The following is a 12,539-nucleotide window of genomic DNA, read 5'->3' on the forward strand; positions in this document are numbered from 1 at the left end:
GCCGCCGACATTGGAGTTTCAGCCGCGCTTCCTATATAAGCACCAAGTGATTCCTGATTAGATTGTGACCTGATTTGACCGACCAGAAGACACCGCGCGGCGCCGACGGCGGCCCGACCGGCATCGAGCCGATATCGATCATCGAGGAGATGCAGCGCTCCTATCTCGATTACGCCATGAGCGTGATCGTCAGTCGTGCCCTGCCCGACGTGCGCGACGGGTTGAAGCCGGTGCATCGACGCATTCTCTACGCCGCTCATGAGAGCGGCTACCACTGGAACCGCAAATATGTGAAATCGGCGCGCCCGGTCGCCGACGTGATGGGTAAATACCATCCGCATGGCGACGCCTCGATTTACGACGCCTTGGTGCGCATGGCGCAGGACTGGTCGCTGCGTGTGCCGCTGATTGACGGGCAGGGCAATTTCGGCTCGATCGACGGCGATCCGCCGGCGGCGATGCGTTATACCGAATCGCGGCTGACCAAGGTCGCGCATGAATTGCTGGAGGACATCGACAAGGAGACCGTCGATTTCCAGGACACTTATGATGCGTCCGGCAGCGAGCCGAAAGTCCTGCCGGCGCGGTTTCCCAACCTGTTGGTCAACGGCTCCGGCGGCATCGCCGTCGGCATGGCCACCAACATCCCTCCGCACAATCTGGGCGAGGTCTGCAACGGCGCGATTGCCCTCATCGACAATCCGGCGATCGATCTGCCGGCGCTGATGGAGATCATTCCGGGGCCGGATTTCCCGACCGGCGGCATCGTGCTCGGCCGCTCGGGCATCTACAGCGCCTATTCGACCGGCCGCGGTTCCATCGTCATGCGCGGCCGCGTCAACATCGAGGCGCGCGGCAACGACCGTGAATCGATCGTCATCACCGAAGTTCCCTACCAGGTGAACAAGTCGTCGATGATCGAGAAGATGGCCGAGCTTGTGCGCGAGAAGCGCATCGAGGGCATTTCCGACATCCGCGACGAGAGCGACCGCCAAGGCTACCGCGTCGTCATCGAACTGAAGCGCGACGCTGTCGCCGACGTCATCCTCAATCAGCTCTACCGTTTTACGCCGCTGCAGACGTCGTTCGGCGCCAATATGGTGGCGCTGAACGGCGGCAAGCCGGAACTGTTGACGCTGCTCGACATGCTGAAGGCGTTCGTCGCCTTCCGCGAGGAGGTGATCAGCCGGCGCACGAAATTCCTGCTGCGCAAGGCGCGCGACCGTGCCCATGTGCTGGTCGGCCTTGCCATTGCCGTCGCCAATATCGACGAGGTCATAAAGCTGATCCGCAGCGCGCCGGATCCGCAGACGGCGCGCGAGCAGTTGATGGAGCGGCGCTGGCCTTCGGGCGACGTCGAATCGCTGATCCTGCTGATCGACGATCCGCGCCACCGCATCAACGAGGACGGCACCTACAATCTGTCCGAGGAACAGGCGCGCGCCATCCTCGAACTGCGCCTGCAGCGCCTGACCGCGCTCGGCCGCGACGAGATCGCCGACGAGTTGAACACGATCGGTGCGGAGATCGTCGATTACCTCGACATCCTGTCGTCACGCGCCCGCATCCAGCAGATCGTCAAGGACGAGCTCATCGCCGTGCGCGACGAGTTCGGCACGCCACGCCGCACCGAACTCTCCGAGGGCGGGGCTGACATGGAAGACGAGGACTTGATCCAGCGCGAGGACATGGTCGTGACGGTCAGCCATTCCGGCTACATCAAGCGCGTGCCGCTGTCGCTCTACCGGGCGCAGCGCCGCGGCGGCAAGGGCCGCTCCGGCATGTCGACCAAGGAAGAGGATTTCGTCACCCGGCTGTTCGTCGCCAATACGCACACGCCGGTGCTGTTCTTCTCCTCGCGCGGCATCGTCTACAAGGAAAAGGTCTGGCGCCTGCCGATCGGCAACCCGCAGTCACGCGGCAAGGCGCTGATCAACATGCTGCCGTTGGAGCAGGGCGAGCGCATCACCACCATCATGCCGCTGCCCGAGGACGAGACGAGCTGGGGCGAACTCGACGTGATGTTCGCCACGACGCGCGGCACGGTGCGCCGCAACAAGCTGTCGGACTTCGTCCAGGTCAACCGCAACGGCAAGATCGCCATGAAGCTGGATGAGGAAGGCGACGAGATTCTCGGCGTCGAGACCTGCACCGACAATGACGACGTGCTTTTGACCGCAAGCTCCGGCCAGTGCATCCGCTTTTCGGTCAGCGACGTGCGCGTCTTCCAAAGCCGCAATTCGGTCGGCGTGCGCGGCATCGCCATGGCCGACACCGACAGGGTGATCTCGATGGCGGTGATCGAGCATGTCGATGCATCGCCCGCCGAGCGCGCCGCCTATCTCAGGCGGGCGGTCGCCGAGCGCCGGCTCGCCGCCGGCATTGCTGCCGGCGAGGAAGAGGAAATCGCGCTGACCAACGAAGAGGTCGGCGAGGAGGCGGAGCTTTCCGATGAACGCTATGAATTCCTCAAAGTGCATGAGCAGTTCGTGCTGACGGTGACGGAGTATGGCTACGGCAAGCGTTCGTCGTCTTACGACTTCCGCCTCACGGGCCGCGGCGGCAAGGGCATCCGCGCCACCGACGTGTCGAAGGCGGCTGAAATCGGCCAATTGGTTGCGACCTTCCCGGTCGGCAATGACGACCAGATCATGCTTGTTTCGGATGGCGGCACCGTCATCCGCGTGCCGGTCAACGGCATTCGTTTCGCCAGCCGCGCCACCAAGGGCGTGACCATCTTCAACACGGCCGACGGCGAAAAAGTCGTTTCGGTGGAGCGTATATCGGAACCGCAATCGGACGAGGAAGCAGAAGAGGGTGTCGAGAGCGACGCCGGCCCGGATACTGGCACCGAAGAGGCTGGTCCGGATAACGCCGAATGAACACCAAAGCCGAATAAGCACCAAATACGGCAACGCCGACCCGATGGGTCGGCGCGATGCCTGTGAATTCAGAAGTGGCGATAGGGCTTGCGGATACCGAAGCCTTCGAACCGCTTGATATTGGCCTTGGCGCGGACGCGCACTGCTTCCTGATGCAGCCCGAATACGGTGGCGATCAGCATGGCGACGGTCATTGCGGTGGCGAGCATGTAGATCAGCATGTGCGTGTTCTCCTGCGCCTAACAACGTCTAAATGGGGTTTTGGTTTCATCTTCTGAAGCTGCAATCTAGTGAACGCTGCGTGAAGCCTTCGTGATCGGCCCGTTCATCTGTCGTTCATCTCGACCAAAAGGTTCACGGGCAACCTGCTGATCGGATTTGCCTTTGCGAGCGAGGCTCGCTAGAAGCACCTGCCATGACCGAACGCATCGCCCTTTACGCCGGCTCCTTCGACCCGCCGACCAACGGCCATCTCGACGTGCTGAAGGCGTCGCTGGCCGTGGCGGACACCGTCTATGCGGCGATCGGCATTCATCCCGGCAAGAAGCCGCTGTTTTCCTTCGAGGAACGGGTCGGCCTGATCGAAGCGGCGACGAAGGCCGAATTCGGCCGCGACGGCGCCCGCATCAAGGTTGTCGCCTTCGACGGGCTCGTCATCGACGCGGCCAGGAAGCAGGGCGCGTCGATCATGATCCGCGGCCTGCGCGACGGCACCGATCTCGACTACGAAATGCAGATGGCCGGCATGAACGAGACCATGGCGCCGGAACTGCAGACGGTTTTTCTGCCCGCCAGCCCTTCGGTGCGAACCATTACCGCCACACTTGTCCGTCAGATAGCCTCGATGGGAGGCGACATCCGCCCCTTTGTGCCAGCGGCTGTCGCTGGCGCACTCATCGCCAAATTCGCGAAATAATGCATGTCGCTCAGAAGTGGGAATCGGTTTTGAGACAACGGCATGCACAGAACGAAAATGCTTGTCGCCTAGAAGTGGACCCCGGTTTTGGGGCAACGACATGCATGAAACAAAGGTTTTCGGAGAAAGATCCATGCAGCTCAAAAGGCTCGCTACCTGCCTTGTCGTTCTTTTCGGTCTTGTGGCTGCATCCGCTTCGGCCTTCGCCGCCGATCCGGAAAACACCATGATCATCACGCTGAAGGACGGCGACGTGACCGTCGCGCTGAGGCCCGATCTCGCGCCGAAGCATGTCGAGCAGATCAAGAAGCTGGTCCGGCAGGGCGCTTACGACAACGTCGCTTTCCATCGCGTCATCGACGGCTTCATGGCGCAGACCGGCGACGTGAAGTTCGGCAACATGAAGGACGGCTTCAACGCCGATGCCGTCGGCACCGGCGGTTCCGATCTTCCCGACCTGCCGGCCGAATTCTCGACGTCCGAGCGCTACGAGCGCGGCGTGGTCGGCATGGCCCGCTCGCAGGATCCGGACTCCGCCAATTCGCAATTCTTCATCATGTTCGCGCCGGCGCCGCCGCTCGATGGCCAGTACACCATCGTCGGCAATGTCGAGAACGGCATGGAGTTGGTGGACCAGATAAAGAAAGGCGACGCGGCGCAGAACGGGGTTGTCACCGGTCCCGATCGCATGGTGAAGGTGCGCATCGCCGCCGACGGCAAGTAAACCCATTTGTTTCAAAGGATATTCTGACATGGCCGAGATCAAGGATCGCGAGAACGCACTTATCATGGAGACGACCAAGGGCAACGTCGTCATCGAACTATTTCCCGATCTGGCACCCGGCCATGTCGGCCGCATCAAGGAACTGGCGCGCGAAGGCGCCTATGACGGCGTGGTGTTCCACCGCGTCATCGACGGTTTCATGGCGCAGACCGGGGACGTGAAATTCGGCAATTCCAGCAAGCCCTCTTTCGCTCCGTCGCGGGCCGGCATGGGCGGCTCCGATAAGCCCGACCTGAAGGCCGAGTTCTCCAACGCCAATCACGGCCGCGGCACCTGTTCGATGGCGCGCTCGCAGAACCCGAACTCGGCCAACTCGCAGTTCTTCATCTGCTTCGACGATGCCGCTTTCCTCAACCGTCAGTACACGGTCTGGGGCCAGGTCATCGAAGGCATGGACAATGTCGACAAGATCAAGCGCGGCGAGCCGGTGCAGGATCCCGACAAGATCGTGTCTCTGAAGGTGGCGGCGGACGTCAAGTAAGGCGAACGACAATGATGGGCGCTGTCTGGTCCCTGCTCGGCATCCTGTCCGGCGCCTTCATCGCCATACAGGCGCCGATCAATTCGCAGCTGGCGCGCGGCCTGGGGCTTCCGGTCGCTGCCGCGGCGTTTTCGTTCCTATCGGGCGCGATCGTGCTCGGCATCATCGCTGTCGCGGTGGTGAAGCTGCAAAGTGTTTCGCTCGACTGGAAGGCGCCGGCGCCCTGGCTGTTCATCGCAGGCGGCATGCTTGGTGGGTTCTACGTCACGCTTTCGACGATCCTTACGCCGCGCATCGGAGCGGCGGCGCTGATGGCATTCCTGGTCGCCGGTCAGTTGCTGGCCGGCATGCTTATCGACCGCATCGGCTTCCTCGGCGTGGCAGTGCGCGAGATTTCGCTTGGCCGCGTCGCCGGCGCCGTGCTGCTACTTGTCGGAGCATTGCTCGTCCGGCTCTACTGACCTCGATGCGCGTCGACCTTTTCGACTTTGAACTGCCGGAGGAGCGCATCGCGCTTCGCCCGGCCGAGCCGCGCGACAGCGCCAAAATGCTCGTGGTCAGGCCGGGTGAGGGGCTCGACGATCGGACAGTGCGCGATCTGCCGTTCCTGCTCGAGGCCGGTGACGTGCTGGTCTTCAACGACACCAAGGTCATTCCGGCACAATTGAAAGGCATCAGGCGGCGCGGCGACGCGGCGGCGCAGGTCGAAGCCACGCTGCATATGCGGGTGGCGCCGGACCGCTGGCTGGCATTCATGCGGCCGGGCAAGCGCATCGCTGCCGGCGACCGCATCCATTTCGGCCATGACGCCAATTCCTGCTTTCTCGGCCGGCTCGATGCCACGGTGATCGAGAAAGGCGACGGTGGTGAAGCGCTGCTCGGCTTCGACCTGTCAGGTCCGTTTCTCGACGAGGCGCTGCACGCCGTCGGCCATATTCCGCTGCCGCCTTACATCGCCTCGAAGCGCGACGACGACGAACGCGACCGCATTGATTACCAGACCATCTATGCCAGAGAGGAGGGGGCAGTGGCGGCACCCACGGCCGGCCTGCATTTCACCCCGGAGCTTTTCTCAGCGCTCGATGCTAAGGGCGTCGAGCGGTGCTTCGTCACCTTGCATGTCGGCGCCGGCACGTTCCTGCCGGTGAAGGTCGACGACACCACCGATCACAAGATGCATGCCGAGATCGGTTCGGTCAGCCCGGAAACCGCCGCCGCGCTCAACACGGCAAAGGCGCGTGGCGGGCGCATCATCGCCGTCGGCACGACCTCGCTGCGCCTGCTGGAAAGCGCAGCGCGGGAGGACGGCACATTGGCCGGATGGTCAGGCCCGACCGACATCTTCATCACGCCCGGCTACCGTTTTCGGACCGCCGACATGCTGATGACCAATTTCCATCTGCCGCGCTCGACGCTGTTCATGCTGGTTTCGGCGTTTTGCGGCCTGCAAACGATGCGTGCGGCCTATGCGCATGCCATTGAGGTCAGTTACAGATTCTATTCCTACGGAGATGCAAGTCTTCTGTTCAAGGAGGACAACGATGGACGATGATCTGGAAACCTTCGACCGCGATGCCTTGATCGCCGAGGTCAAGAAGCTGCGCGCCGGCATTCGCGAGCATCGCGACTCCACCGGCCATAAACTCTGCTGGCATCATCCAGATCTGTGGGATCTGCTGCCGGAAAAGGCCGAGCCAGCGATCGCCGTGCCGCCCTGGCCGAAATTCATGCGCGGCTGCATCCGCTACCGCCAATCGCTGGACCGGCAAGCTCCGGGCGCGCCGGTGTATGACAAGGAATTCAATGAGTAAGGCGTTTACCTTCAAGGTACTGGCGACCAACGGCAGGGCGCGGCGCGGTGCCATCACCATGCCGCGCGGAGAAATCCGCACGCCGGCCTTCATGCCGGTTGGCACCGGCGGCACGGTCAAGACCCTGTATATGGACCAGGTGCGTGGCGTCGGCTCGGACATCATCCTTGGCAACACCTATCATCTGATGCTGCGGCCCGGCGCCGAACGCGTGGCACGTCTCGGCGGCCTGCATGAATTCGCCCGCTGGCCGCATCCGATCCTGACCGACAGCGGCGGTTTCCAGGTGATGTCGCTGTCGAAGCTGAGGAAACTCACTGAGAAGGGTGTCACCTTCCGCTCGCATATCGACGGCGCCGCCTATGAGATGTCGCCCGAGCGCTCGATCGAGATCCAGGGGCTGCTCGATTCCGACATCCAGATGCAGCTCGACGAATGCACCGCGCTGCCGGCCATGGACAATGAGATCGAGCGCGCCATGGAGCTGTCGCTGCGCTGGGCCGAGCGTTGCAAGACCGCGTTCGGCGACCAGCAGGGGAAGGCGATGTTCGGCATCGTCCAGGGCGGCGACATACCGGCCTTGCGGCTGCGCTCGGCGCGGGCGCTGAAAGCGATGGACCTCAAGGGCTATGCGATCGGCGGGCTGGCGGTCGGCGAGCCGCAAGCGGTGATGCTCGAAATGCTCGACATCACCTGCCCGGAACTGCCGGCGGACAGGCCGCGCTACCTGATGGGCGTCGGCACGCCTGACGACATACTGAAATCGGTGGCGCGGGGCATCGACATGTTCGACTGCGTGATGCCGACGCGCGCCGGCCGCCATGGCCTTGCCTACACAAGGCGCGGCAAGGTCAATCTGCGCAATGCCCGCCATGCCGACGATCCGCGCCCGCTGGACGAGGAGAGCGACTGCCCGGCGGCCAGAGACTATTCACGCGCTTATCTGCACCATCTGGTCCGCTCGCAAGAGGCGCTGGGGGCGATGCTGCTCACCTGGAACAATCTTTCCTACTACCAGAAGCTGATGCAGGACATTCGCGCTGCCATCGAAGCCAGCGCCTTCGAGACGCGGGCTGCGGAAATTTCCGAGGGCTGGACGCGGGGCGATATCCCGGCAATGTGACCAAGCGCTCAGGTGCTCAGCGAGGTGGACGCGCGCAGGCTGCAGCCGGTGATGCGGAAGCTGCCGTCCGGCTGTTGCTCGAGCGTGTAGACGGCCTCGTAATCCTTGCCGTCCGGCCCGACGATCAGCACTTGCTGGATGATCGAGGTCGGGCTCATCTCCTGCACCTTGCCGAACGAGTAGGTTTGCGGCTTGCGCACCGGCGGATAGCCATTCGTCACCATGTTCATGAAGGTGTCGACGGTCGGAAAGATCCGCTTCACGTTCGGGGCCGCGAAGCTGTAGGCGGCAGCACCGTCATCGGCGATGAAGGCCCTCAGCTGACCGTCGATGGTTGCCTGGGCTGCCTTGACTTGCGCATCGCCAGCAAATGCCGAGGACGCCAGAATGAATGGAACGATTGCAATCGCGAAAACCGCGCGCATGGCCTGTCTCCGTTGCGCCTAGAGAAGTCGCCGTCAAAGACGCTCAACATAACATACGCTCGGCGGCGCTTCACGGTTTCAGCGCCCGCGAACATTTCGCCGTTTGGCTGCTGGCTGCACTGTGCTTCCTCCAAGGCGCGTTCTGTTTGAGCGCCGCCGTGATGCTTGAAAGCCGGGCGGCAGTCTGCCACAAGGGCCGCTTATGCGTGCAGCTTGAGCAGGACCGGGCAATGAAGGCATTTTTCGTGCAGATAAAGTGCGATCTGGGCAAGGCCTATGACGTTGCCAGCGCCTTGGCCGATGCCGAGATCGCTTCGGAAATCTATTCGACAGCCGGCAACTACGATCTGCTCGCCAAATTCTACGTCGACGACGAGGAAGACATCGGCCACTTCGTCAACGAGAAGGTGCAGATCCTTCCGGGCATCAAGGACACGTTCACAGTCGTCACCTTCCGCGCCTTCTAGCGCATGACCCCCAACCGAGAGTCGGCGTAGCAAAATCGGAATCGATTTCGCTGGGGATCATGCGCCAAATCAAAGTGCTGCAGCGTCTTTGGGCGTCCGATAGAACGTGCGGCGCTGCAGAACCTCCGGCACTTGCCTGGACATGAGGCAAAGCCTGATTACAGCCATATTGACGCTGCCCTAATTTTAGGCAATCGCGACATACTGGTCGCCAGCTTCCTCCAAATCACCGATTGCGCTTGATTTTCTCCGGTGACGCCAGTGAAATGGCCTCACAGGGGAGTATACGATTGGCAGCGTTCGACGAAATGCTTCCGGAAGTCTCCGGATTGAGAAGTCCGTATTCGGCTTACGATCGCTGGCTGAAGGAGCAGGATCCGGCCAGGCTTAGCGAAAAGATGCAGGATGCCGAACGCGTCTTTCGCAAGACCGGCATCACCTTTGCCGTCTATGGCGAGCAGGAAGCCTCCGAACGGCTTATTCCCTTCGATATCGTTCCGCGCATCATTTCCGGCAATGAATGGCGCAGGCTGACGCAAGGCATAGAACAGCGCGTCCAGGCATTGAACGCCTTTCTCGACGACATCTATCACCGCCAGGAGATCTTGCGCGCCGGGCGCGTCCCCAAGGAGCTGATCGCCCGGAATGAGGCGTTCCTGCCGGAGATGATCGGGATGCGGCCGCCGGCCGGCGTCTATACCCATATCATCGGCGTCGACATCGTGCGCATCAGCGAGAACGAATTCTATGTGCTGGAGGACAATGCGCGCACGCCGTCCGGCGTCTCCTACATGCTGGAGAACCGCGAGACAATGATGCAGCTCTTTCCCGAGCTGTTCCAGCAGATCAAGGTGCGGCCGGTGGAAAACTATCCGCAGCTCCTGCGCCAGTCGCTGGCCGCGGTGCGGCCGCAAAGCACCAAGGGTGCGCCGACCATTGCCGTGCTGACGCCGGGAAGCTTCAACTCCGCCTATTTCGAACACGCCTTCCTTGCCGACCAGATGGGCGTGCAGCTTGTCGAGGGGCAGGATCTGCGCGTCGTCGATGGTCATGTCGCGATGCGCACGACCGAAGGCTACAAGCAGATCGACGTGCTTTATCGAAGGGTGGACGATTCTTTCCTCGATCCGCTGACTTTCCGTCCGGACTCGGCACTGGGCGTGCCGGGCATCATGGACGTCTACCGCGCCGGCAACATCACCATCGCCAATGCGCCGGGAACCGGCATCGCCGACGACAAGGCGATCTATTCCTACATGCCCGAGATCGTCGAATTCTACACCGGCCGCAAGGCGATCCTCGGCAACATCCCGACCTGGCGCTGCTCGGAGCCTGACAGCCTGAAATACGTGCTCGAACATATCCACGAGCTGGTGGTGAAGGAGGTGCACGGCTCCGGCGGCTACGGCATGCTGGTCGGGCCGGCGGCGACCAAGAAGGAATGCCAGGATTTCTCCAAGAGACTCGCGGCAAAGCCGTCGAACTACATCGCCCAGCCGACACTGGCGCTGTCGACCTGTCCGATCCTCACGGACAAGGGGCTGGCGCCGCGCCATGTCGATCTCAGGCCCTATGTGCTGGTTTCCGACCGCATCCAGATCGTGCCCGGCGGGCTGACGCGCGTGGCGCTGAAGGAAGGCTCGCTGGTGGTCAATTCCTCGCAGGGCGGCGGAACGAAGGATACGTGGGTGCTGGATGATTAGAATAGTGAATAGTGAGGGATGGCTCGATGATTTTGGTTGAAGACGTAAGTATGACGTGCCGGCCAACGCCAGGCTGGCTCATTTTCGCCATTCACTATTTACCATTCACTATTCACTAGCCCGAAGGGGCCCCACATGCTTCTCGGCCGCACCGCCAACGGGCTCTACTGGATGAACCGCTACATCGAGCGGGCGGAAAACATGGCGCGGCTGGTCGATGCCGGGCTGCGCATGGCGCTGACCCGCACCCAGAACGCCTCGGAGGAATGGAATTCGGTGCTGCTCAGCGCCGGTTCGGACGCCGCCTTCACGCAGAAATATCAGGACTATACCGCCGCCAACGTCGCCGATTTCCTGCTGCGCGATACATCGAACCCGTCAAGCACGATGGCGTCGATCGAGACGGCTCGCAACAACGCCCGCATGGTGCGCACCGCGCTGACGCGCGAAACCTGGGAAAGCATCAACGAAGCCTGGATGGCGCTGAAGCGGATGCTGGCCAGGCCGATCGACGAACGCGACCTGCCCAGCGTGCTCGACGCGATCAAGCGCGAAACGGCGCTGATCCGCGGCTCGTTCTACGGCACGATGCTGCGCAACGAGATCTTCGATTTCTCGCAGCTCGGCACCTATGTCGAACGCGCAGACAACACCGCACGCATCCTGGATGTGAAATACTACGTGCTGTTGCCGTCGATCTCGTGGGTCGGTTCGACGCTCGACAATTATCAGTGGGAATCGATCCTGCGTTCGGTGTCGGCGCACCGCTCCTATCGCTGGGTCTACGAGGCCGACTACAAGCCGAGCAACATCGCCGATTATCTGATCCTCAATGTCCGAATGCCGCGCTCGCTGACCTTCTGCTATCGTTTCCTGACGGAGCATCTCAGATTCCTGGGCGACGATTACGGTGAGCGCCATGCCTGTCATGTAACGGCCGGCAGGACCCAGGCCATGCTGACGGCCGGGTCGATCAAGGACATATTCGACGCCGGCCTGCATGAATTCCTGGCCAATTTCATTCGCGACAACACCAGGCTCGGCGACGAGATCGCGCAGGACTACAGGTTTTATTGAGCATGATCCCGGAAAGTGGAAGCCGGTTTCCGGAAAAGATCATGCCCAGAGGACGAGAGCGATGCGGCTGAAGATCACCCACCGGACCGAATACCGCTACGATGCGCCGGTGCACTATCTGTTGCAGCGGCTGCGGCTGCTTCCGGTCAGCGGATCGACGCAGACCGTTTTGTCCTGGGCGCTGACGATCGAAGGTGCGCGCGAGGAGGTGCGCTTCACCGATCATTTCGGCAATGACACGCGGCTGTTGAGCGTCGAAGGCGAGCGCGATTTCATCACCGTCCAGGCATCAGGCGAGGTGGTGACACGCGATACCGCTGGCATCTCCGGGCCACATCAGGGATTCGCGCCGCTCTGGCTGTTTGGCCATGAAACGCCGTTGACCACGATCGGCAGCGGCATTCGCGAACTCGCGGCCTCGGTTAGCAAGGGGACCGATATCGAAAGACTGCACCGGCTGATGGCCGTGATCGGCGAGCGCGTCGCCTATACGCCGGGCACCACCAACGCGGCGACGCCGGCCGAGGATGCGCTGGCGCTCAAGACCGGCGTTTGCCAGGACCACAGCCACATCTTTGTCGCCGCCGCGCGTGCCATGGGGTTTCCGGCCCGCTACGTCAGCGGTTACCTGATGATGGACGCGTCGGTCGAGCAGGCGGCAAGCCATGCCTGGGCCGAAGCGCATGTCGCGGGCCTCGGCTGGGTCGCATTCGACGTCGCCAACGGCATTTCGCCCGACGAGCGCTATGTAAGGGTGGCGACCGGTCGCGACTACCGCGACGCCACGCCCGTATCAGGGATTCGACTGGGACAAGCGGAAGAACAGCTTGCGGTCACCGTCACGGTGGAGCAGTAATCCCCAGCAGGATT

14 protein-coding genes are annotated in these 12,539 nt (G+C 62.2%); 12 read left to right on the plus strand and 2 right to left on the minus strand.

Annotated elements, in window-relative coordinates; genetic code table 11:
* Nucleotides 1-74: 74 nt before the first annotated feature.
* Complete coding sequence (gene gyrA / locus EJ066_RS22760; protein WP_126041895.1) at nt 75-2,882, plus strand: DNA gyrase subunit A; 2,808 nt, start codon at nt 75-77, stop codon at nt 2,880-2,882.
* Nucleotides 2,883-2,950: 68 nt separating this feature from the next.
* Here gyrA and EJ066_RS22765 read toward each other — a convergent pair whose 3' ends face one another.
* Nucleotides 2,951-3,103 carry a hypothetical protein gene (locus EJ066_RS22765; protein ID WP_126041897.1) on the minus strand — a complete coding sequence of 51 codons (153 nt, stop codon included), beginning with the start codon at nt 3,101-3,103 and terminating at the stop codon, nt 2,951-2,953.
* A gap of 194 nt (nt 3,104-3,297) precedes the next feature.
* On the opposite strand from EJ066_RS22765, the gene coaD reads away from it, so the two are divergent.
* The 7 genes from coaD to tgt all read left to right on the plus strand — a co-directional run bounded on the left by coaD (nt 3,298) and on the right by tgt (nt 7,997).
* The gene (coaD, locus tag EJ066_RS22770; protein ID WP_126041899.1) at nt 3,298-3,798 is read left to right on the plus strand and encodes a pantetheine-phosphate adenylyltransferase; all 501 of its coding nucleotides are present in this window, start codon (nt 3,298-3,300) and stop codon (nt 3,796-3,798) included.
* A gap of 133 nt (nt 3,799-3,931) precedes the next feature.
* Nucleotides 3,932-4,522 carry a peptidylprolyl isomerase gene (locus tag EJ066_RS22775; protein WP_126041901.1) on the plus strand — a complete coding sequence of 197 codons (591 nt, stop codon included), beginning with the start codon at nt 3,932-3,934 and terminating at the stop codon, nt 4,520-4,522.
* 28 nt (nt 4,523-4,550) lie between these two features.
* Nucleotides 4,551-5,063: a peptidylprolyl isomerase gene (locus EJ066_RS22780; protein ID WP_126041903.1), complete on the plus strand. Its 513-nt coding sequence runs from the start codon at nt 4,551-4,553 to the stop codon at nt 5,061-5,063.
* Nucleotides 5,064-5,074: 11 nt separating this feature from the next.
* Entirely contained in the window at nt 5,075-5,524 is a 450-nt protein-coding gene (locus EJ066_RS22785; protein WP_126041905.1) for a DMT family transporter, read from the plus strand.
* A gap of 5 nt (nt 5,525-5,529) precedes the next feature.
* Nucleotides 5,530-6,615: a tRNA preQ1(34) S-adenosylmethionine ribosyltransferase-isomerase QueA gene (gene queA, locus EJ066_RS22790; RefSeq protein ID WP_126041907.1), complete on the plus strand. Its 1,086-nt coding sequence runs from the start codon at nt 5,530-5,532 to the stop codon at nt 6,613-6,615.
* Entirely contained in the window at nt 6,605-6,874 is a 270-nt protein-coding gene (locus tag EJ066_RS22795; RefSeq protein ID WP_126041909.1) for a hypothetical protein, read from the plus strand. Before queA ends, EJ066_RS22795 begins: the two co-directional genes overlap by 11 nt.
* Complete coding sequence (gene tgt / locus EJ066_RS22800; RefSeq protein WP_126041911.1) at nt 6,867-7,997, plus strand: tRNA guanosine(34) transglycosylase Tgt; 1,131 nt, start codon at nt 6,867-6,869, stop codon at nt 7,995-7,997. The genes EJ066_RS22795 and tgt overlap by 8 nt, the downstream gene beginning before the upstream one ends.
* Before the next feature lie 8 nt (nt 7,998-8,005).
* Here the strand turns inward: tgt and EJ066_RS22805 are convergent, their stop codons facing one another.
* Entirely contained in the window at nt 8,006-8,422 is a 417-nt protein-coding gene (locus EJ066_RS22805) for a DUF4864 domain-containing protein (RefSeq protein WP_126041913.1), read from the minus strand.
* A 230-nt stretch (nt 8,423-8,652) separates the two neighbouring features.
* Here EJ066_RS22805 and EJ066_RS22810 point away from each other — a divergent pair, with 230 nt between their 5' ends.
* The 4 genes from EJ066_RS22810 to EJ066_RS22825 all read left to right on the plus strand — a co-directional run bounded on the left by EJ066_RS22810 (nt 8,653) and on the right by EJ066_RS22825 (nt 12,525).
* On the plus strand, nt 8,653-8,889 hold the full coding sequence (locus EJ066_RS22810) for an Lrp/AsnC ligand binding domain-containing protein (protein WP_023674883.1): 237 nt from the start codon (nt 8,653-8,655) through the stop codon (nt 8,887-8,889).
* A gap of 308 nt (nt 8,890-9,197) precedes the next feature.
* A complete protein-coding gene (locus tag EJ066_RS22815; RefSeq protein ID WP_245455226.1) occupies nt 9,198-10,592 on the plus strand; it encodes a circularly permuted type 2 ATP-grasp protein in 1,395 nt (464 codons plus the stop codon).
* Nucleotides 10,593-10,727: 135 nt separating this feature from the next.
* A complete protein-coding gene (locus tag EJ066_RS22820) occupies nt 10,728-11,669 on the plus strand; it encodes an alpha-E domain-containing protein (protein ID WP_126041915.1) in 942 nt (313 codons plus the stop codon).
* Between the two features lie 61 nt (nt 11,670-11,730).
* Complete coding sequence (locus EJ066_RS22825) at nt 11,731-12,525, plus strand: transglutaminase family protein (protein ID WP_126041917.1); 795 nt, start codon at nt 11,731-11,733, stop codon at nt 12,523-12,525.
* The last annotated feature ends 14 nt before the right edge of the window (nt 12,526-12,539 follow it).

The organism is Mesorhizobium sp. M9A.F.Ca.ET.002.03.1.2 (assembly GCF_003952365.1).
In the GTDB taxonomy this organism is placed as follows: domain Bacteria; phylum Pseudomonadota; class Alphaproteobacteria; order Rhizobiales; family Rhizobiaceae; genus Mesorhizobium.